General features: G+C 59.1%; 25 protein-coding genes. 11 read left to right on the forward strand and 14 right to left on the reverse strand.

Features of this window, described 5'->3' with window-relative positions; genetic code table 11:
* The first annotated feature begins 122 nt into the window (after positions 1–122).
* Positions 123–593: a transcription elongation factor GreA gene (gene greA / locus BCF46_RS14120; protein WP_121026550.1), complete on the forward strand. Its 471-nt coding sequence runs from the start codon at positions 123–125 to the stop codon at positions 591–593.
* A 25-nt stretch (positions 594–618) separates the two neighbouring features.
* A complete protein-coding gene (locus BCF46_RS14125) occupies positions 619–1,641 on the forward strand; it encodes a hypothetical protein (protein WP_121025546.1) in 1,023 nt (340 codons plus the stop codon).
* An 83-nt stretch (positions 1,642–1,724) separates the two neighbouring features.
* Here the strand turns inward: BCF46_RS14125 and BCF46_RS14130 are convergent, their stop codons facing one another.
* From BCF46_RS14130 to fdhD, 5 genes are read right to left on the reverse strand one after another with little or no spacing between them, the layout of a single operon-like run.
* Entirely contained in the window at positions 1,725–2,306 is a 582-nt protein-coding gene (locus tag BCF46_RS14130) for a GNAT family N-acetyltransferase (RefSeq protein WP_121025549.1), read from the reverse strand.
* Positions 2,306–4,393 (reverse strand): molybdopterin-binding protein, encoded by a 2,088-nt coding sequence (locus BCF46_RS14135; protein ID WP_121025552.1) that lies wholly within the window; start codon positions 4,391–4,393, stop codon positions 2,306–2,308. Before BCF46_RS14135 ends, BCF46_RS14130 begins: the two co-directional genes overlap by 1 nt.
* The gene (gene mobB / locus BCF46_RS14140; RefSeq protein ID WP_121025555.1) at positions 4,390–4,881 is read right to left on the reverse strand and encodes a molybdopterin-guanine dinucleotide biosynthesis protein B; all 492 of its coding nucleotides are present in this window, start codon (positions 4,879–4,881) and stop codon (positions 4,390–4,392) included. Before mobB ends, BCF46_RS14135 begins: the two co-directional genes overlap by 4 nt.
* Positions 4,878–5,480, reverse strand: coding sequence for a molybdenum cofactor guanylyltransferase MobA (gene mobA, locus BCF46_RS14145; RefSeq protein ID WP_121025557.1), 603 nt, complete (start codon positions 5,478–5,480; stop codon positions 4,878–4,880). The genes mobB and mobA overlap by 4 nt, the downstream gene beginning before the upstream one ends.
* Positions 5,477–6,361, reverse strand: a complete 885-nt coding sequence (gene fdhD, locus BCF46_RS14150; protein ID WP_121025560.1) for a formate dehydrogenase accessory sulfurtransferase FdhD — start codon at positions 6,359–6,361, stop codon at positions 5,477–5,479. The genes mobA and fdhD overlap by 4 nt, the downstream gene beginning before the upstream one ends.
* 58 nt (positions 6,362–6,419) lie before the next feature.
* Between fdhD and BCF46_RS14155 the strand changes: the two genes are divergently transcribed.
* Both BCF46_RS14155 and BCF46_RS14160 read left to right on the forward strand, forming a co-directional pair.
* Entirely contained in the window at positions 6,420–7,118 is a 699-nt protein-coding gene (locus BCF46_RS14155) for an AzlC family ABC transporter permease (protein WP_121025564.1), read from the forward strand.
* A complete protein-coding gene (locus tag BCF46_RS14160; RefSeq protein ID WP_121025566.1) occupies positions 7,115–7,444 on the forward strand; it encodes an AzlD domain-containing protein in 330 nt (109 codons plus the stop codon). Before BCF46_RS14155 ends, BCF46_RS14160 begins: the two co-directional genes overlap by 4 nt.
* Here the strand turns inward: BCF46_RS14160 and BCF46_RS14165 are convergent.
* Together BCF46_RS14165 and BCF46_RS14170 are read right to left on the reverse strand one after the other, a co-directional pair.
* The gene (locus BCF46_RS14165; protein ID WP_121025569.1) at positions 7,441–8,001 is read right to left on the reverse strand and encodes an NYN domain-containing protein; all 561 of its coding nucleotides are present in this window, start codon (positions 7,999–8,001) and stop codon (positions 7,441–7,443) included. The two genes, BCF46_RS14160 and BCF46_RS14165, sit on opposite strands and share 4 nt — an antisense overlap.
* A gap of 10 nt (positions 8,002–8,011) precedes the next feature.
* Entirely contained in the window at positions 8,012–8,473 is a 462-nt protein-coding gene (locus BCF46_RS14170; RefSeq protein WP_121025572.1) for an Lrp/AsnC family transcriptional regulator, read from the reverse strand.
* 136 nt (positions 8,474–8,609) lie between these two features.
* Between BCF46_RS14170 and ald the strand changes: the two genes are divergently transcribed.
* Positions 8,610–9,728 (forward strand): alanine dehydrogenase, encoded by a 1,119-nt coding sequence (gene ald, locus BCF46_RS14175; protein WP_121025574.1) that lies wholly within the window; start codon positions 8,610–8,612, stop codon positions 9,726–9,728.
* Positions 9,729–9,788: 60 nt separating this feature from the next.
* Here ald and mscL read toward each other — a convergent pair whose 3' ends face one another.
* Positions 9,789–10,220: a large conductance mechanosensitive channel protein MscL gene (gene mscL / locus BCF46_RS14180; RefSeq protein WP_121025577.1), complete on the reverse strand. Its 432-nt coding sequence runs from the start codon at positions 10,218–10,220 to the stop codon at positions 9,789–9,791.
* A gap of 153 nt (positions 10,221–10,373) precedes the next feature.
* On the opposite strand from mscL, the gene BCF46_RS14185 reads away from it, so the two are divergent.
* Positions 10,374–11,072, forward strand: coding sequence for a glutathione S-transferase family protein (locus BCF46_RS14185; protein ID WP_121025580.1), 699 nt, complete (start codon positions 10,374–10,376; stop codon positions 11,070–11,072).
* Positions 11,073–11,336: 264 nt separating this feature from the next.
* Here BCF46_RS14185 and BCF46_RS14190 read toward each other — a convergent pair whose 3' ends face one another.
* Both BCF46_RS14190 and pheT read right to left on the reverse strand, forming a co-directional pair.
* Complete coding sequence (locus tag BCF46_RS14190; protein ID WP_121025583.1) at positions 11,337–11,786, reverse strand: YtoQ family protein; 450 nt, start codon at positions 11,784–11,786, stop codon at positions 11,337–11,339.
* A gap of 37 nt (positions 11,787–11,823) precedes the next feature.
* The gene (pheT, locus tag BCF46_RS14195; RefSeq protein ID WP_121025586.1) at positions 11,824–14,214 is read right to left on the reverse strand and encodes a phenylalanine--tRNA ligase subunit beta; all 2,391 of its coding nucleotides are present in this window, start codon (positions 14,212–14,214) and stop codon (positions 11,824–11,826) included.
* A 219-nt stretch (positions 14,215–14,433) separates the two neighbouring features.
* Between pheT and BCF46_RS14200 the strand changes: the two genes are divergently transcribed.
* Positions 14,434–14,628 carry a hypothetical protein gene (locus BCF46_RS14200; protein ID WP_121025589.1) on the forward strand — a complete coding sequence of 65 codons (195 nt, stop codon included), beginning with the start codon at positions 14,434–14,436 and terminating at the stop codon, positions 14,626–14,628.
* A gap of 96 nt (positions 14,629–14,724) precedes the next feature.
* Entirely contained in the window at positions 14,725–15,390 is a 666-nt protein-coding gene (locus tag BCF46_RS14205; RefSeq protein WP_121025592.1) for a hypothetical protein, read from the forward strand.
* On the opposite strand, the gene BCF46_RS14210 is transcribed toward BCF46_RS14205, so the two are convergent.
* Both BCF46_RS14210 and pheS read right to left on the reverse strand, forming a co-directional pair.
* Positions 15,360–15,752 (reverse strand): hypothetical protein, encoded by a 393-nt coding sequence (locus BCF46_RS14210; RefSeq protein ID WP_121025595.1) that lies wholly within the window; start codon positions 15,750–15,752, stop codon positions 15,360–15,362. The two genes, BCF46_RS14205 and BCF46_RS14210, sit on opposite strands and share 31 nt — an antisense overlap.
* Before the next feature lies 1 nt (position 15,753).
* Positions 15,754–16,827: a phenylalanine--tRNA ligase subunit alpha gene (gene pheS, locus BCF46_RS14215; RefSeq protein ID WP_121025598.1), complete on the reverse strand. Its 1,074-nt coding sequence runs from the start codon at positions 16,825–16,827 to the stop codon at positions 15,754–15,756.
* Between the two features lie 219 nt (positions 16,828–17,046).
* On the opposite strand from pheS, the gene BCF46_RS14220 reads away from it, so the two are divergent.
* Genes BCF46_RS14220 through BCF46_RS14230 form a run of 3 tightly spaced genes read left to right on the forward strand, consistent with a single transcriptional unit; the run spans position 17,047 to position 18,308 of the window.
* The gene (locus BCF46_RS14220) at positions 17,047–17,256 is read left to right on the forward strand and encodes a hypothetical protein (protein ID WP_121025601.1); all 210 of its coding nucleotides are present in this window, start codon (positions 17,047–17,049) and stop codon (positions 17,254–17,256) included.
* A 21-nt stretch (positions 17,257–17,277) separates the two neighbouring features.
* Positions 17,278–18,075: an OmpA family protein gene (locus tag BCF46_RS14225; protein ID WP_121025604.1), complete on the forward strand. Its 798-nt coding sequence runs from the start codon at positions 17,278–17,280 to the stop codon at positions 18,073–18,075.
* A gap of 14 nt (positions 18,076–18,089) precedes the next feature.
* Positions 18,090–18,308, forward strand: coding sequence for a hypothetical protein (locus tag BCF46_RS14230; protein ID WP_121025607.1), 219 nt, complete (start codon positions 18,090–18,092; stop codon positions 18,306–18,308).
* Positions 18,309–18,315: 7 nt separating this feature from the next.
* Here BCF46_RS14230 and BCF46_RS14235 read toward each other — a convergent pair whose 3' ends face one another.
* Both BCF46_RS14235 and rplT read right to left on the reverse strand, forming a co-directional pair.
* Positions 18,316–18,750, reverse strand: a complete 435-nt coding sequence (locus tag BCF46_RS14235; protein WP_170157942.1) for a BLUF domain-containing protein — start codon at positions 18,748–18,750, stop codon at positions 18,316–18,318.
* A gap of 188 nt (positions 18,751–18,938) precedes the next feature.
* Complete coding sequence (rplT, locus tag BCF46_RS14240; RefSeq protein WP_121025612.1) at positions 18,939–19,301, reverse strand: 50S ribosomal protein L20; 363 nt, start codon at positions 19,299–19,301, stop codon at positions 18,939–18,941.
* Positions 19,302–19,306: the final 5 nt, after the last annotated feature.

Genomic DNA, 19,306 nt, shown 5'->3' on the forward strand with positions numbered 1-19,306 from the left:
ACCGGCTCAACCGGCCAAAATAGGCGATCCCCCGCCGCACCTACCGCTTGCAAATGGACAGCGGCACAGGTGAAGTGAATAAAGGGCGCGAACAGCGCGCCACGCAAACGGTAAGTGAGACAATGGAAAAGATCCCAATGACCCCGAAGGGGCTCAAGGCGCTCAACGATGAGCTGAAGAACCTCAAGGTGGTGGAACGCCCGGCTATCATTCAGGCTATCGCCGAAGCACGTGAGCATGGCGATCTGTCTGAAAACGCCGAATACCACTCTGCCAAGGAGAAGCAGTCCTTCATCGAGGGCCGTATCAAGGAGCTCGAAGGGATGATTAGTCTTGCTCAGGTGATCGACCCCGCCACATTGTCTGGAGCCATCAAATTTGGTGCAACAGTCAAGCTGGTGGACGAGGACACCGAGGAAGAGAAAATCTACCAGATTGTGGGCGAACAAGAAGCCGACATTCATAATGGCCTGCTCAACATCGCGTCGCCTCTGGCCCGCGCCTTGATCGGCAAGGACGAAGGCGACAGCGTCGAGGTGAAAACTCCCGGCGGGACCAAAGACTACGAGATTTTGGAAATCAAATACGCCTGACGACGGCGGCAGAGACAACATAGACATGCAAGACCAGCAACCTGAAATCATCACGGACAAGCCCTTGGAGCTGGGGGTTTACGCACGCCCGGATCGCGGGCTGGCGGCGGCGGATATTATCGCGCTCGCCCTGTCCGCTTTATGGTTGGTGTCGGTCGGCATCTACTTTCTGGCCCTGTCTCCCGCCGAGGAAACAACGCGCGGCGGCTTCATTGTGGCCATGCTGGCTATTTTCCTGCCCATCGCGCTGATCTGGATCGGGGCCACTGTCGTAAAGACCGCGCGCGTGATGCGCGAAGAGGCATCGCGCCTGCAATCGGCCATTGACGCCATGCGTCAGGCCTATGTCAGCCAAGCGCAAACCTCCGGCATGGGCATTAAACCCGCGGTGGAGCGCAAGCTGGACGAGATCGCGTCGGCCACCAAGCAGACGCAAAACGCCATGGCGACCTTCGCCACGTCACGTCAGTCCGTGGTCGAGCAATCACCGTCACAGCCGGCCTTGATCAAACCCGGCGTCAGTGCCGACAGCCAGCCCGCGCTGGCCCTTGGCACCCCGTCTGAAGCGATGAGTCCGCCGCTATCCGCTGATGACTTCATCGGCGCCCTCAACTTCCCTGAGGACGAGAACGACATGGAGGGCTTTCGCCAGTTGCGCCGCGCCTTGGCGGATCACGAAAGCTCAAAACTGGTGCGGGCATCTCAGGATGTTCTGACCCTGCTCAGCCAAGACGGTATCTACATGGATGACCTGACACCCGACCGCTCCCGCCCGGAATTGTGGCGTGCGTTTGCGACGGGCGAACGGGGCCCTGCGGTCGCGGGCATTGGCGGCGTGCACGACCGCTCGTCACTGGCGCTTGCCTCTGGACGTATGCGCTCGGATCCGGTGTTCCGCGACGCCGTGCACCACTTCCTGCGCCAGTTCGACAAAACTTTCGCCCGCTTCGCGGAAGGGGCCAGCGATCAGCACATTACCAAGCTGGCCGACACACGCACCGCGCGCTGCTTCATGCTGCTCGGGCGCGTTACCGGCACGTTCGATTAACCAATCGTTAGGGTTAACGTACCCGCCCTCCGTTTCATCTTGGCCGCAAATATTCCCCCCGGAGGGTCGCGATCCCAAGCTGATCAACCTCCAACGCGACGCACCATAGTTGTGGCTTTGCGAAAGCCGAACACGCGATGTAGCGGCCAAGCGTCCACTTCACCGCATGGCTCGAAACCTTGCCGCTCATACAGCGCCCGCGCACGTGGATTGGTGTCAATGACATCCAGCCGAACCTCATGACATCCGGCGGCGTCAGCATACGCGACTATGGCATCCAGCAACGCGGTCCCCACCCCTTTGCCACGCGCGGCCTCGTCAACGAAAATCCCGTCCATCAGCAGTTGCCCGTCTGCCAGATTTCGCTCCAATTGATCCAGCAGCAGCCCCCGCCACAGGCCACCAAATCCACCATAAATCGGTGTCAGGTCCGACAGAGCACCGCCAACCAAGCCGCCTTCAACTGTCTTGAAACCCGCAATGCCCAACAGCCGCTCCTCTTCCACGGCGCAGATCGCAAAACGCGGCTGCAGCACGCTGGAAATAAACCGCAGCGCTTTGTCTTCCGGCCCCAGCACCCGCCCCAGCTTGCCGGAGAACGCGCCCCAAAACAGGCATGCAACATGGTCGCGCTGCGCCTCGTCGAACCCGCGTATGATCTGCATTACAACCCGAAGCTCCCATAGGGGAGGTAGCGCACCAAATCGCCGCGCACGATCTCAGCGGCGCCGTCTGGCAACTCCACCAGCCCGTCCGACCAACTCAATCCCGAGATACGCCCCGATCCTTCCGAGGCGAACACTTCGACCCCGTCAGGCCCCATCCGCGCGCGAAGATATTCCCGCCGGCCGGGTTTCTTGCGCTTCTCGAAGGCTGCCGGAACCATGAACCCCTGCGGTGCGGCCCAACCCGCCCCAGCCAGCTTCAAACAAGCAGGCCGCGCGAAGATCAACGCACATACAAAAGCAGCGACCGGATTTCCCGGCAAACCGAACACCGGCACACCTTGCCACAAAGCCAATGCCAGCGGTCGCCCCGGTTTCAGCGCAATGCGCCACGCCTGCAAATTTCCCTGCTCGCGCAACAGCGCCGAGACGTGATCCTCGTCCCCCGCCGATGCTCCGCCAGAGGTCAAGATCACGTCACATCCCGCCGCAGCCTCATCCAACCGCGACTTCAAGGCTGCACGGTCGTCGGGCACATGACCGAGGTCCACCGCCTCGAAGCCCCAAGCCTGCGCAAGCTGCAACAGCATCGGGCGGTTGGCATCATAGGTGCGGTCGGACGGGGCATCCTGCGACGGCTCCACCAATTCATCGCCGGTGGACAGAACGCCCACGCGCAACCGCTCGAACACCGGCACGCGATCGACACCAAGTGCCGCCAACAGCCCCGCGTCCTGCGCGCGCAGCACATGGCCCGCATCAAACACCTGATCCCCCGCAACCACATCCTCGCCCGCCTTACGGGTATTCGCGCGGGGGCGGACAGGGCCGCGGAAAGCCACATGGGTGGCCGTCACGCTGCAATCTTCTTCCAATACGACCGTGTCGACCCCATCGGGCAGAATTGCGCCCGTAAGCACGCGTATGGCCGAGCCGTAGGGCACTGCTCCCTCATATGCGCCACCCGCTGCCGCACGCCCCGACAGCAGGGGCAATACCTGATCGCCTTCGCCCGCCGCGCCATGTGCAAACCCGTAGCCATCCACCGCCGAGTTCGGCGCAGGCGGGTTCGAGCGTCTAGCGGTGATAACCTCTGCCACAACACGCCCGACCACCCGCGTGTGAGACACCTGCTCGACACCAACGACACGGCTCACCGCTGCTTCTAACCGCGCCAGGGCGTCATCCACCGGCGTCCAGTCCACCCCTGCAGGCAATGCAAAGCAGTCGTCCCGCAACTTCGGAGGTTTCGGCAGGTCTGTCGGTCTCATCGCAGCCTCCAATAGGTCCTCCGCGCCCACGCCCAATATCCAGCCTTCGGCACCAGCCCCTTCCCCCTTCTTCAGGGCATGCTCCAAGGTGCCTTGCGCATCCATCGCCGCCATTGCATTCGCCACCGCTCGCACCTGCCCCGCGTCTTTGATCTTATCGGTCGGGAATGACTTCGCCAAAAGCGACGGCCAAATCTCTACAAATGCGACGGCCCTGTCCAAAGCTTCGAACGGCCAGACCGCCGCGCCAAACCTGCGGCGCAGTCGCGTCAGCACAGGCAAGCCCATCATCACCTGAGAGCCAACTGATCCTGCACCGGACAATTGCCAACACGAGAAGCTTCCCTTTGCAAGTTTCTCCACAGCACGGCGTTCGGCAAAGTCGCCATTCGTTCGCGACAACCCCTTGCGCGGTAAGTGATCAATGTCGCGCTTTAACCCGTTGCCCCAGAACGGGCCAATATCCGGCAGATTGGCATTGATCGCCCCCGCCACATCAAACCTGTTGTTAGATTTAGGCACATCTTCAATCCGGGCCTCAAACCAGTCCCACAGCGCCAACGCGTCCTCATCCCCCGTTAGGTGCTTTGCAAACCCTGCAGGGTAGCCAAAAGGAAAGTCGAAACCTACGCAAACCCGCTTGCCAGCTTCCGTCTCTAGCCGCGTCGCCAGCCAGTCTTCCGCAAGTTGCCGGTTGCGCAAATAGACCGGTTCCTCCCCCGCGACACAGGCCCAGATCGCATCTGCTTTTGGCGTCGCTCCACGATCATTCCCACCCGACCAGTCAACCGCGATATATGTGTCGAACAGGTTCACAAGCCGACGCGGGCCAGTATGAAATCGGCAATAGCGGCAGTGTCGTCCAAGTGCAGTACGGGAACCGACACCTCCGGCGCGCTGTCCGAGGCCACGGCGACGATCGTCTCATCCCCCGGTGCAATCAACGGCTGCCCCGTAGCCGCACGGTGCGCTTCGATCTTGTCATGCCCTTCGCGCTTGTAGCCCTCGATCAAAACCAGATCGACGGGGTCAAGCTTGCCCAGAAGGTCAGCCAATGACGGCTCCTCCGCCCCGCGCAGTTCGGACATCACCGCCCAGCGATTACGTGATGCAAGGATCACTTGAGACGCACCAGCTTCGCGGTGGCGGTAGCTGTCTTTGCCTTTGTGGTCCACATCGAACATATGATGCGCGTGCTTGAGCGTGGACACGGTGAAACCAAGCCCGGTGATCTCGGCAACCAGCCGTTCCATCAACCCCGTCTTGCCAGAATTCTTCCAACCCGTGACGCCAAAAACCCTCATAGCAAACCTTCTGCACGTGCCATGTCTTCTGGCGTGTTCACATTGAAAAACGGATCAAACGGTGTGGCGGGAAATTCGGCCATGGCTGTCCCATGTTTGTCCGTCCAAGCCACCACCTTGCGCACGCCATCCGCCAACGCCACACGCAAATCATCGCGCAATTCCACGGGCCACAATCCAAACGTCGGATGCCGCGCCATTCCGCGTTCAGGGTCCGGCGTCGCGGCCAACACGATCGGCGCTTCTTCTGAGGCCAGCATCAAGCGCGGCACCAGATCGCAGGGGAAGAATGGCGTGTCTGCTGCTGCGGTCACGATATGGCTATGCCCCCGCGCTGCCGCCCAATCCATGCCTGCCAGCACCCCCGCCAAGGGTCCGGGAAACTCGGCCACGCTGTCCGCGATCACAGGAAAACCGAAAGGCTCAAACCGCGCCACATCGCCATTGGCGTTCAACGCAACCTCCGCCACCTGAGGCTCCAGCCGCGCAATGACACGCGCTAGCAACGTCTCGCCGCCGAGCGTCAGCAACCCCTTGTCGCCGCCGCCCATGCGCCGCGACTGGCCGCCTGCCAGAATAATCCCTGCTGGTTGCTTCATGCTGCCCCCTTCCGGCCCGACTTTTTCGGCTCGTCAGACACTTTCGACAAGTCCGCATCCCAGACCAGACGCTCCTCGCCGGATAAGCACACAAACCTTTGCCCGCGCATCCGGCCTATCAAGGTTAGCCCCACCTGCTGCGCAATCTCCACGCCCCACGCGGTGAAGCCGGAGCGCGACACCAGCACCGGAATGCCCATCAGCGCCGTCTTGATCACCATCTCCGAGGTCAGCCGCCCAGTGGTATAGAGCACCTTATCGGCAGCCGAGGCCCCCTCCAGCGCCATCCAGCCGGAGACCTTATCCACCGCATTGTGGCGACCCACATCTTCCATATAGACCAGCGGGCGGTCGCCTTGGCACAACACGGTGCCATGGATCGCACCTGCGGTCAGGTACAGCGACGGGACCGTGTTGATGGTCTTCGCCAAAGCATAAAGGTCGGAGGTCCGCACCGGTGTGGCGGGTAATGTTAACCCCTCCAGCCCCTCCATCATGTCACCGAATACCGTCCCTACAGCGCAGCCGGAGGTGCGGGTTTTCTTCGCCAGCTTTTCCTCGTGATCGGTCACCACGGCGGTGCGCACAACAACGGTGGCAATCTCGTCATCGTAGTCGATGCCCGTGACTTCATCCTCCGGCCTGATCATCCCCTGATTGCGCAAGAACCCCAGCGCCAGATATTCGGGGTAATCGCCAATGGTCATCGCGGTGACGATTTCGCGAGCGTTGAGGTAAATCGTCAAAGGCCGTTCCTCGACCACACGGATCTCGGTCTCGCGGCCCTCGTGATCCGTCCCCGTCACGGCGCGGGTCAGCCCCGGACGGTCGGGATCAGGGGCCAGAAGCCAGCCGTGATCCGATGTATCACCATTTGCCATTTGAACCCTCTCCCAAGGCGCATTAGCACTGTTCAGACCGCAACCTTAGAGGCAGAGCATGTCCCCTTCCACCACCAAATCCGCCCTCTTGCGTGGGGTACGCGCCAGCCTGCCATTCATCATCGTGATCATTCCCTTTGCGATGCTCTTCGGGGTGGCGGCGACGGAGGCCGGACTGCCCATCGCCCAAGTCATGGGCTTCACCGTGCTCGTCATTGCTGGCGCATCGCAGTTTACCGCACTTCAGTTCATGATCGACAACGCGCCGGTGCTGGTCATTCTTGCATCCGCCCTCGCGGTGAACCTACGCATGGCGATGTATTCGGCAGCGATCACGCCTTATCTTGGCGATCAGCCTTTGTGGAAACGCGCCTTGCTCAGCTACATTCTGGTGGACCAGACCTACAATCTTGCGATCATCGACTACGAGCAACGGCCGGACCAGACCGTTGCCCAGCGCACAGCGTTCTTTTTCGGCTGCGCCTTGCCAATTGTGCCGCTGTGGATTGGCTTCACATGGGTGGGCGCCGCCTTGGGCGGGCAAATTCCGCCGGAATACGGGCTCGACTTCGCGCTGCCCATTGCCTTCCTTGCCATGGTCGCCCCCGCCTTGCGAACGCTGGCTCATATTGCCGCCGCGGTCACGTCGGTGGTTCTGGCGCTGATGTTGGGGTTCATCCCGCTGAATCTTGGCCTGCTAATGGCCGCGGTCATCGCCATGATGGTCGGCGCCGAGGTTGAAAGGCGGATGGCATGAATTACTCTGACGCAACTGTTTGGTGGATCATCGCAGCACTTGGCGTGGGCACCTTCCTGATCCGCTTCTCGTTCCTTGGCCTTATCGGATCACGCCCGATGCCGCCTTGGGTGCTGCGCCACTTGCGCTATACATCCGTGGCAATCCTGCCCGGATTGGTGGCACCGTTGGTGGTGTTTCCCGCTGCAACCGACGGAGTACCGGATATTGCACGATTATTGGCCGCAACGGTCACGATCGTGATCGGCTACAAGACCAAAGGTGTGGTCCGCGCGATGCTTGGCGGGGCAATCACGCTATTCGTGGTTCAGTTCTTACTCGGTTAACGCGTCTTCCGGCGGCGCGGCTTCTGCGCGCGCTGTCGGGATCCGTCAAAATCCAACCATAGTTTGCCGTTGTGATAGCCGCCGTGGATCAGATGCCCGCGTTTGCGCACCTCGGGGAAATCCTTCGCCCAGTCGCGAAAGAAATCATTGGTAACGATCTGCGCGCCCAGATCACGTGCGGCGGTTAGCAGGTACGGGTCCGCCTGAGTACCTTTGGGCACGACCATCACCTGATCCCCCCTGAGCCCAAGCATCCCGGCAAATTCACGGTCGTGTTTATACCCATCCACCAGCAGGTAACCTGCGTTAGCGTCAAACATCACCCCCGGCGTGTAGCCTTTGGACAAAAGAAGGCGCACCACCTCTTGAACTGTCTGTATTTTCGGCGTTTCGCCATCCCAATACATCACGTTCGAGCCATCAACGAGAATGCGGTTTTGCGGCTGTCGGGGTTCGGGTTGATACTCCTCTTCCTCGACAGGGTGCGATCCACCCTTCAACATCCATGCGACGATCACCCAAAAGAAGACCGCGACACCAATCATTAAGTACAGCATCAGGTAGATCTCACACAGGCAAAGCTGTCGTCTTGAACACCGTGCGCAGGGCAAAACTCGATTGCATCTGCGCCACCCCCGGCAGTCGCGCCAGCGCGCGGCGGTGGATGGCGGCAAAGCCTTCGGTGTCTTCGGCCACCACCTTCAGCAGATAGTCCGCCGTGCCCGCCATCAAATGGCACTCCAATACTTCGGGGATTTTGGCCACCTCCCGCTCGAATGCGTCCAGAACCTCGTCCGCCTGACCACTTAGGGTGATCTCTACGAACACAGTTGTCGGTCGCCCCACTTTGCGCGGGTCCAGCATCGCCACATAGTCGCGAATGATGCCCTCTTTTTCCAACCGCTGCACACGGCGATGGCAGGCCGAGGCCGACAGGTTCACCTTTTCCGAAAGGTCGGCATTCGACATGCGGCCGGATTTTTGCAGCACCCGCAGGATGCGCGCATCCGTGTCGTCATATGATGCCATATCGAAGATTCCTCTCACCAAAAGGGTGTTTATCGTATGAAACGTGCTCTAGCGACCATTCACAAGGGACAAATTGCGAAAACCTGCATCCTCAGGCGCTGTAATGTCATCACAAGGCTCAGAGGAGGAACTAGCCATGATTATCGGGTGTCCGAAAGAAATCAAACCACAAGAGTTTCGCGTCGGCGTGACGCCAAACGCCGCGCGGGAAGCCGTGGCCCATGGCCATACTGTTATGATCGAGGCCGGCGCAGGCTTAGGCGCAGGTTTTGACGACGCTGCCTATATCGACGCGGGCGCGCAGATCGAGGCGACGGCAAAAGACATCTTTGCCAAGGCCGACATGATCGTGAAGGTGAAGGAACCACAACCTGGCGAGCGTAAAATGCTGCGTGATGGCCAGTTGCTGTTTACCTACCTGCACCTTGCTCCAGACCCCGAGCAGACCAAAGACCTGATGGACTCCGGATGCACCGCGATTGCTTACGAGACCGTGACCGATAAAAACGGCGGCCTGCCCTTGCTTGCCCCTATGTCGGAAGTCGCAGGGCGTCTTGCCCCGCAGGTGGGCGCTTGGACCTTGCAAAAAGCCAATGGCGGGCGCGGAGTCTTGATGGGTGGGGTTCCCGGTGTCGGGCCCGCACGCGTCATGGTAATCGGTGGCGGTGTCGTCGGCACCCACGCGGCCAAGATCGCGGCTGGCATGGGCGCTGATGTGACCGTGCTCGACCGGTCGCTGCCGCGCATGCGCTACCTTGACGATGTGTTCGGCGGACAGTTCAAAACGCAATACGCGTCCACGGGCAACATTGCAGAGCTGGCTATGGAAGCAGACATGGTCATCGGCGCGGTGCTGATCCCCGGCGCTGCGGCCCCCAAGCTGATCACCCGCGAGCAATTGTCCACCATGAAGCCCGGCGCGGCATTGGTGGACGTGGCGATCGACCAAGGCGGTTGCTTCGAGACGTCCAAGGCCACAACCCATGCGGACCCTGTCTATGATGTCGATGGCATCATGCATTACTGCGTCGCCAACATGCCGGGTGCGGTTGCACGCACCTCGACCATCGCGCTCGGCAATGCGACGATGCCGTTCATGCTGGCATTGGCCGACAAAGGCTGGAAGCAGGCTTGCGAGGACGATCCCCACCTGCTGAACGGCCTGAACGTCCACGCGGGGCAGCTGACATATTATGCAGTCGGCAAGGCGCTTGGAATTGACGTGCTGTCGCCGCAGCTGGCACTTAAATCCTGACACCAAAAAAAGGCCCGCCGGATCACCGGCGGGCCTTCACACTTTAGTTAAGTGTAGACCTTACTTCTTCTTCAGCGCGACTAGGATGTCGGCCAACAGCTCTTCTTGTGTTGGGCCTGCTGGCTCTTCTGGTGCCGCCTCTTCAGCCTCGGCATTGGCTTCTTTGACCTTGTTGACGTAGCGCACCAACATGAACACCACGAACGCGATGATCAGGAAGTTGATGATCGCCATGATGAACGAACCAATGGCAAATACGGCAGCGCCGGATTCACGCGCAGCTTCCAGCGTGGCACCTTCAGGTACATCACCAGACAGAACCCAATAGGAGTTCGTGAAGTCGATCCCGCCCATGAACAGGCCAATGATCGGGTTGATAAGGTCGGCAACAAGCGAGCCTACGATCGCGGTGAAAGCCGCACCGATGATGATACCAACAGCCATGTCCATGACATTGCCCTTGGCGATAAAGTCTTTGAATTCGTTTAGCATGGTTTCATTCGTCCCTTGTTCGTATTACGTGCGCCTGATTTTTTTATGTGCGCATCTGTATAGGTGCATAGCATTTTTACGCACCAAACCACCCCTTTTTTAGATGATTGTTTCCATTAGGTTAAGGGGGAAACAAGTAACTGGATACTCACAATGATCGCCCTCAAAGACTTCCCCATCACCAAACGCTGGCCTGCGGAAAACCCTGACCGCTTGCAGCTCTATTCCTTCCCGACCCCGAACGGCGTGAAGGTCTCCATTGCTCTTGAGGAGCTTGGCATCCCCTACGAGGCACATTTAGTCACCCTTTCGGACGCCGACGTCAAAAGTCCCGAATTCCTATCGTTGAACCCCAACAACAAGATCCCCGCCATCATTGATCCCAACGGACCGGACGGGCAGCCGATTGGCTTGTTCGAAAGCGGGGCCATCCTGCTCTACCTCGCGAACAAGACCGGTAAGCTCGCGGGGCGCAATGACGCGGAGAAGGCCAAAGTCACCCAATGGCTGATGTTCCAGATGGGCGGCCTTGGCCCCATGCTGGGCCAGCTTGGCTTTTTCTCCAAGTTCGCGGGCTCGGAATGGGAAGATAAGCGCCCGCAGCAACGCTACATTGACGAAGCCAAGCGGCTTCTGGCGGTTTTAGACAACGAACTTGAAGACAAGGACTGGATCGCTGGCGAATACTCTATCGCCGACATCGCGATAGCGCCTTGGCTTCGTGCGCTGGAGTTCTACGGCACACGAGAGATTGTCGGCTGGGAAAGTCACAAGAACCTTGTGGCCTACCTTGACCGGTTCCTGGCGCGTCCCGCGGTACAAGTCGGGCTGGTCACCCCCGCACGCGACTAGGGCTGCGCGCGCACGGTTATCAAAACGTAAACCGGGGCGGGGTAGAACCCGCCTCGTCTAGACAGCATACGGCCAATTGGGCTTCCCGCACTATGGAGGCCACCTTGATCACCGGTGAACGGGGGCACAAACCCCCAATAAGGTGCGGATGTAAAACTCCGTCCAGCGCGACCAAAACGGCGGCGCCGCCTCCTTGCAACATACACTACCGAGATACAGCCAACCGCGCCGCCCGAACTGGGCCGCGCGGCGTTGGCGCTTGTCTTACGCGGGCAGTTTACCCGTTAGCACGTAGCGCAGGATATCCGCGACCTTCGCGGGATCATCGGTCACTGCCAAGGCAGCCGCATCCACTTCCTTCAGCGGATGCTGATGCTCCGCTCCATGGACAACGATCAGTGACTTGCCGAGTGCGGCTGCAAAGCCCGCATCGAACGCCGCATTCCACTGCTTATATTTCTCACCAAAACGTACGACCACCACGTCAGCATCGGTGATCCCCTTACGCGTGCGGATCGCGTTGACCATCGCGCCCTTGTGGTCGTGCCAGTATTTCTGGTCCTCAGCTCCAAGAATGGCGACGCCACAATCGTCCGAGGCATCATGGTCCGTCACCGGCGCATCAAAGCTGACATCCAGCCCCTTGCAGCCCTCGATGATCTGCTCGCGCCAATCCGTGTGGATCTCGCCTGATAGGTAAACCTTTAGCGTCATGATCTGCGTCCTTCTCCAGTTGATTGGTATCTGCACGCTATCCGCGCAACACACCGCCCGTGGCCTTCGAGACCTTCTCTACGATCTTGGCGCTAACCGCCTCGATATCCTCATCTTTCAGGGTCTTGTCGGTCGGTTGCATGCGCACTGTGATGGCTAGGGATTTCTTTCCTTCCCCGAGTGAGCCGCCAATGAACTCATCAAAGACACGCACATTCTCAATCAGCGCTTTATCAGCACCGGCGGCGGCGTTAACCAAAGTCAGGGCCTCCACCTGCGCCTCTACCACAAAGGCGAAGTCACGCTCTACCGCTTGCAAATCTTGCAAGGTCAGTGCGGCGCGCGTGGCGGTTTTTGACTTCGGGAACGGAATTTCAGCAGGCCACAGGGTAAATGCCATGGCAGGCCCCTTAATGTCGTAAGCCGCAAGTATTTTCGGGTGAACTTCACCGAACACGCCCAACACCTTTTTCGGGCCAAGACAGATTTTGCCGTGGCGACCGGGATGCCATGTGTCGTCCGCCCCGCGCAGGATCTGCACTTTGGCAGGTGCCCCCATTGCGGATAATGCCGCCTCGGCGTCAGCCTTCACGTCATACACATCAACGGCACGGCGGGTGCCATGCACATCCTTGGGGCCTGTTTGGCCAACTAAAAGACCACTTGCCAGCAGGTGTTGTTCCGTTGGCTCGCCGCCACTGAAGGCGGTTCCAACCTCAAACAGGGCCATGTCGCTATAGCCGCGCGCTTGATTGCGCGCCGCCGCCTGCAGCAGACCGGGTAGCAGCGCAGGGCGCAGGTGGGACATTTCCGAGCTAATCGGGTTTTCCAGCTTGGTCGCATCGGTGCCGCCACCGAACAATTCGGAGGATTTGACGTCGATAAAGGAGTAGTGAACGCACTCGTTGTACCCCAGCGCCGCAATCGTGCGCCGCGCGATCTGTTCGCGCTTTTGCATCGGTGTCAGGATCGGCTTGGGGATGCCAGCATCCACACGCGGCAGCGGGCGGCCTTCCAGCTTGGTCAGCGACGCGATGCGGGCGACCTCTTCCACCAGATCAGCCTCGCCCATCACGTCGGGCCGCCATGACGGCACTTGCGCCATGTCGCCATCCAACACGAAGCCCAAAGCTTCTAATGAGGCGCGTTGGGTTGCAGCGGGAATCTCCATGCCCACCAGCGACTGTACGCGGTCGGTGTCCAGCTTGTAGGCGCGGGAGTGGTCGGGCATCGCACCCGCCATCACGACCTCGGATGCCTCACCACCACACAGGTCCATGATCATCCGGGTCGCGTGCTCAATACCGATCGGAGTCCATTCGGGGTCGATCCCCCGCTCGAACCGGTACCGCGCGTCGGAGTTGATCTTTAGCTTGCGCCCGGTATGCGCGGTGCGGATCGGATCGAAGAACGCGGCTTCAAGGAACACGTCAGTGGTGGTCTCGTCACAGCTGGAATTCAAGCCGCCCATAATGCCGCCAAGGCTTTCGATACCGCTATCGTCGGAGATCACGGTCATACCCTCTTCGAGCGTGTATTCCTTGTCATCCAGCGCCGCGAACTGCTCGCCACCGTTCGACAGGTGCACGCGCAAATCACCCTTCACCTTGTTCGCATCGAACACGTGCAGCGGGCGGTTGCGGTCATAGGTGAAGAAGTTGGTAATATCGACCAACGTCGAAATCGGGCGCAACCCGATGGCCTTCAACACGTCTTGCAACCACGCAGGGCTGGGGCCGTTCTTCACACCCTTGATGACGCGGCCATAAAAAACGGGGCAGGCGTCGGTGTCGTCGATAGTGACGTTGATCGGGCACGGGAAGGTGCCTTTGATCGGGTCGGTGTCACGCGCCTTCAACGTACCCAAGCCGCGCGCTGCCAGATCGCGGGCGATGCCGCGCACGCCCAAAGCGTCGGGGCGGTTCGGGGTAATGGCAATCTCGATAACCGTGTCGACCTTGGACGGGTCATGCTCCGCTAGCCAGTCGGTGAACTTCTGCCCGACCTCGCCGGAGGGCAGCTCAATGATGCCGTCATGCTCTTCCGACAGCTCCATTTCCCGCTCGGAACACATCATGCCGTAGCTTTCCACGCCACGGATTTTGCCGACGCCGATGGTGGTGTCGATGCCCGGCACGTAAACGCCCGGCTTGGCAACAACCACTTTGATCCCCTGCCGCGCATTGGGGGCGCCGCAGATGATCTGCAGCTCGCCCTCGTCGGTTTGCACCTGACACACCCGCAGTTTGTCGGCGTCGGGGTGCTTCTCGGCGGAATTAACGTAACCGATGGTAAAGGCGGACAGGCGCTCCGACGGGTTCTCGACCCCTTCGACCTCAAGGCCAAGATCGGTCAACGCATAAAGGATTTCATCAAGGCTGGCCTCGGTTTCGAGGTGATCCTTGAGCCAGGAGAGAGTGAATTTCATGCCGCGCGCCTTCGTCTATCTATACCAGTCAGAGCCGTTTGGCCCAGTTGGCCCCGTGCTACCCCATCAATAAGGCAAGTGAAAGTGCCACGGCGTTGATCACAGAATGCGCAGGCGTTGAGGATTGTGGCATCGAGCCATATTCTCGCCACATTTTGGATCCAATTTAGGCACAAGTGGGGCGTATAAGCGTGATTCTAAAGTTCTAAGGTAAATGTTATGCACTTTTTGTTCGACATCATGTCCTCGGTTTTCAAGCCGTCGATCGTCGCCCTGTCCATCGCGTTCGGGTTGGCGATTATTTCGTTCAACGACTCCCCGTATTCGGTGAAACAGAACTCCGTTGACCTGACCAACCTTGGCTGCCCCGCCTTCCTGAACGTTGTCTGCGGTCCCAATGGTGTCCTGCGCTAAGGCGCGGTTAATTGTTCCGGTCATAGGGTTTCAGCGCATCGTTTTCGTAAGGCATCGCTGATAGTTACCTTGGACTTAGATTTTCCTCCAATTTGCATGCTGCACATCGGCAAGACCGGTGGCAGCTATTTGCGTTCCGTGCTCAGGCACAACGAAGCCCGCTGGACACGCCCGCTGCATCTGCTTGGCCACGGCGCGACCCTGAACGGCACGGCAAAGCGGTTCGGTGCGGACCGGCAATTGGCGTTCGTCGTGCGTGATCCGTTGAGCCGGTTTTCATCCGCCTTCTACTCGCGCCAGCGGCAAGGCCGTCCGACCTACAACTCACAATGGAGTGCCGAGGAAGCCGCGGCATTCCATTGGTTCGAGACGGCGGAAGATTTGGCGATCGCCCTCACCTCGCCACAAGAACGCGAAAAATCTGCGGCGTTATTCACCTTTCACGCGATCCAACACTTGAAGGCTAATCTGCGTCACTATCTTGGCGGGGTGAACACGCTGCTGGCCGCGCAAGACAACATCGCAATCTGCGTGGACTTGCCCGATCTGGATGCACATCTGCCCAAGATTATGGCATGCCTTGGCGTCCCCGATCACGACATGCCGCCCAACCCCAAGACCCATAAAGCCCCCAACCCGATACCCAATTTAAGCCCACGTGCCGAGGCCGCCCTGCGCGCACATTGGGCCGAGGAATTTGAACTCTATGAAACCGCCTGCGACATCGCGCGTCAGTTAGGGTTTGGTCCTGCAGGCGCGTAACTGCGCGCATACCGCTTGGCCTCGCGGATGAGTTGCCTGCGCGAGCGCAGATAGCTGCGCGGAAGCGGCTTTCCTGACTGTTCAAGAATGCGCTCTCGAAGAACCGTCGCGAGCACCAGCGCCACCTCGGCCCTGCGATGCGGCAGGACGGGTCGAAACGGTTTAGCGGCGTAGAGCCCTGTGATCCACATGGCGCGGCGGAACTGCGCATAAAGTGCATCGGCATCCAACCCGGCGGTGGCGTCATACAATCGCTTACGCAAGCAGTAATCGCGGGTAACGCGTAGGCAATAATAGAGCGCAGCGAAGATGAAGGCCGTCACATAATGCAGGTTCAGCAGAGCCGCCCAGACGAGCGTCATTCTAGCGGCTGAGACCGCCCGCCAAGTTCGGCTGGTCCAGCGACGCAAAACCGTAGTGGCGCAACCAGCGCAGGTCTGAATCGAAGAACGCGCGCAGGTCGGGGATGCCGTATTTCAGCATCGCGATCCGGTCGATCCCCATGCCGAAGGCAAAGCCCTGATACTTGGACGGATCAATGCCACCCGCTTCCAGAACCTTTGGATGCACCATGCCGGATCCAAGGATTTCCAGCCAGTCGTCGCCCTCACCTACTTTCAGAACGCCGCCGTCCCAAGAACACCGTATGTCCACTTCGGCGGACGGTTCGGTAAACGGGAAATGCGACGCGCGGAAGCGTAGCTCGACATCATCAACCTCGAAGAAGGACTTCACAAATTCCTCCAGCACCCATTTCAGGTTCGCCATGGAAATGTCGGTGTCGATCGCCAAGCCTTCGACTTGGTGGAACATCGGTGTGTGGGTCTGGTCATAGTCGGCGCGGTATACACGGCCCGGACAAATAATGCGGATCGGCGCACCCTGCTCTTGCATGGAGCGTATCTGAACCGGTGAGGTATGCGTGCGCAACACATGCGGCGGGCGATTGTCGCCTTCATCGCGGTGCATGTAAAACGTGTCCATTTCGCCCCGCGCGGGGTGGTGGCTTGGAATGTTCAGCGCGTCAAAATTGTGCCAGTCGTCTTCAACCTGCGGGCCTTCGGCAACCGCGAAGCCCAGATCGGCGAATATGGCGGAGACCTCTTCGGTGACCTGACTGATCGGATGGATGGTGCCGGCGGGGCGGTTGCGCCCCGGCAAGGTCACGTCCAGCCATTCGGTACGCAGGCGGGCATCAAGGGCCGCGTCGGCCAATCCGGCCTTCTTCGCCGCAAGTGCCGAGTTCACCTCGTCTTTCAGCGCATTCAGTGCAGGGCCTGCCACTTGGCGCTCTTCCGGTGTCATCTTGCCCAGTTCGCGCATGCGCAAGCTGATCTCGCCTTTTTTGCCCAGTGCCGAAACCCGAAGGTCTTCCAGCGTGGACTCATCTGCCGCGTTGGCAATTTGGCTTAGGTATTTGGCTTTCAGATCGTCCATGACGGCCCCCGATTTGGTGTTACCGCCCTGCTAGCCGCCACATGGTCTGATTGCAAGTGGAGCGCGCTTGGAGGCTGAGGCGTGGCGTATTGGACTCAGGACGTGTGAAATGTTCGGAAATCACAAAACTCAGAGCAATTTCAGGTTCAAAACACCAAATAATGTGTGTAAGCATACATCGAATGCTGTCGAAAAGCGCAGCAATTGCTGGGGAAAGCAATGCAGGCCACGCTATACTCACACCGTCTCAAGACGGCGGTGCAACATATTGTTGTCGAGTTGGGATTGACCTTGTCGATTGATGACGAAACCTCTGAGGTCTCATTATCCGACAACGAGGCAACCATTCGCGAGACGGCGTCCTTGCTTGACGTTCAGATCATCATTCAAAAAGCAGAGAATGCGACGACGGTGACTTTTTATCGATAGTAGAGTTCATGGGTGAGTTAAATGGGACTATTCAGTACGATTAAGGCGGCAAAATACCGCGCCGAGGGGCTTAACCTCATGCAGGCATTTCAGGTAGACGCCAGCCTTGGTAAAAACGATTTCCAGCGAACTGTGGTGATCGCGGCTCTTGCTTTCATGCTTGTGTGCAGCCTCTCTTTCACCGCAATACAATCCGTCAACGCCACTCGTAGCATCCCCCAACAGAGGGCGGAGACACAGCAAGCCCCCGTCGAAGTCGAGAACCAGACGCCGGTGCTGAACATTGCAGCGAATACGCCGGAAACCGCGACGCCAGACGACCTTGTGATTCAAGCATCCTTGGTGGTCCCACCCGCACCGCAAGAGATAGCGCCGATCGCAGCGGCTGTTGCACCCGTCCAGACCGCAGCGCCAGCGCTTGAAACCCCGGCGGCACCAGAGGCGCTGGATTGCCTCGTGGAGTTGCGCCAGATCTCGCAGAACGCGACAATCCACTTCGACGTTGGCAGCGCGCAGCTAAGCGGCTCGGACTTGGTACGCCTGTCTCAACTCGGGCGAATGGCGAACGCCTGCCCCGAAGCCAAGATTCAGATTACAGGCCACTCGGATACGACCGGCAGTGATTTCATCAACTTTGACCTCAGCTGGAAACGTGCGGATAGCACCTTGAATGCCATCGCGCAGCTAGGGTTGAACACCGCACAATTCGAACCCGTGGGCTTTGGCGCACGCACGCCGCTCTCTCAGGGCGACGCCTCTGACGATGACCGCAATCGTCGCGTGGAATTCGTGGTTTTGCGCAACGAGTTAGACAACTAGGAAAGGGAGACCGCATGCTGAACTTCCTGATCCTTCTTTTCGCCATGAGCGCCAGCGGCGCAATCGGCTTCTATCTGGCTCGCGACCGCTACTTGGACCAAAGAAACAAGCAATTGCATGTGCTGGGATCGGAAATCCTGCGGATGCGCCGCCGCACACGCGATGCGGAGGCCCAGAGCGCCCGCTTCAAATCAGAGCGTGACCGGATACGCAAATCCAGCACACGGCGCTGAGGCGCGGCTAAACAGAAATCGTCAACTTGGTCGGCGTTTCCATCATCATATCTTGCAGTGCATCAAGCAGCGTATCGACGTTCACAGTCTCGGGGTTGACCATATCCGTCGAGAAGTAGCGCAGGAACGCTTTGCGTGTTTGCGCATTCATGCCTTGATGTAGCGCCATGGACCAAGTTGGGAACATGCGCTCGCGGACATCAGTGCAGGACAGCAGGATAATGTTGGCGTGACGTGGGTCGCGGGCGATGCGGTGATACAGTTCCGACACGTCGATCCGCCCACCTTCAATCACCTGAATAAAGTGATCGCCATTGTAATGGAGAAGGCCTGTCAGGTGCAGGCGCGCGTTGTTGCGTTTGCACGTTTCGATCAGGGACTTGGTGTCCAATTCCTCGGACGGGTTCCGCTGACTGTAATACACAAGGCGGGTGAGGTTCATGCTGGCCTCCCAGGTAATCGTTAAACAACATTTAGTATGTGTTGCGAGTAGCATACGGAATATCAAGTGAAACATGCCCGTTTGACCTGCTTATCCACAGATAAACCAGCCAAGCCCACTCAACAGAAAACGCCGCCCCAGTTTCCCGGAGCGGCGCATACGCATCTGTTTTTCAGATGGTATAGATTTTAGGCCAGCGCAGCCTTGGCTTTTTCGACCACTGCCGCAAATGCGTCAGGCTCGTTTACGGCCAAGTCAGCCAGAACTTTGCGGTCAACTTCGATGCCAGCCAAAGACAGGCCGTTGATGAAGCGCGAGTATGTCATCGCTTCGTCGATGGCACGGCAGCCAGCGTTGATCCGTTGGATCCACAGCGCGCGGAAGTTACGCTTGCGGTTCTTACGGTCACGTGTCGCGTATTGGTTCGCCTTGTCCACGGCTTGGCTAGCAACGCGGAACGTGTTCTTGCGGCGACCTTGGTAGCCTTTAGCGGCTTTGATGATTTTCTTGTGGCGTGCGTGGGTTACGACGCCGGATGTAACTCTGGACATATCAA

Source organism: Litoreibacter meonggei (genome assembly GCF_003663885.1).
GTDB lineage: Bacteria > Pseudomonadota > Alphaproteobacteria > Rhodobacterales > Rhodobacteraceae > Litoreibacter > Litoreibacter meonggei.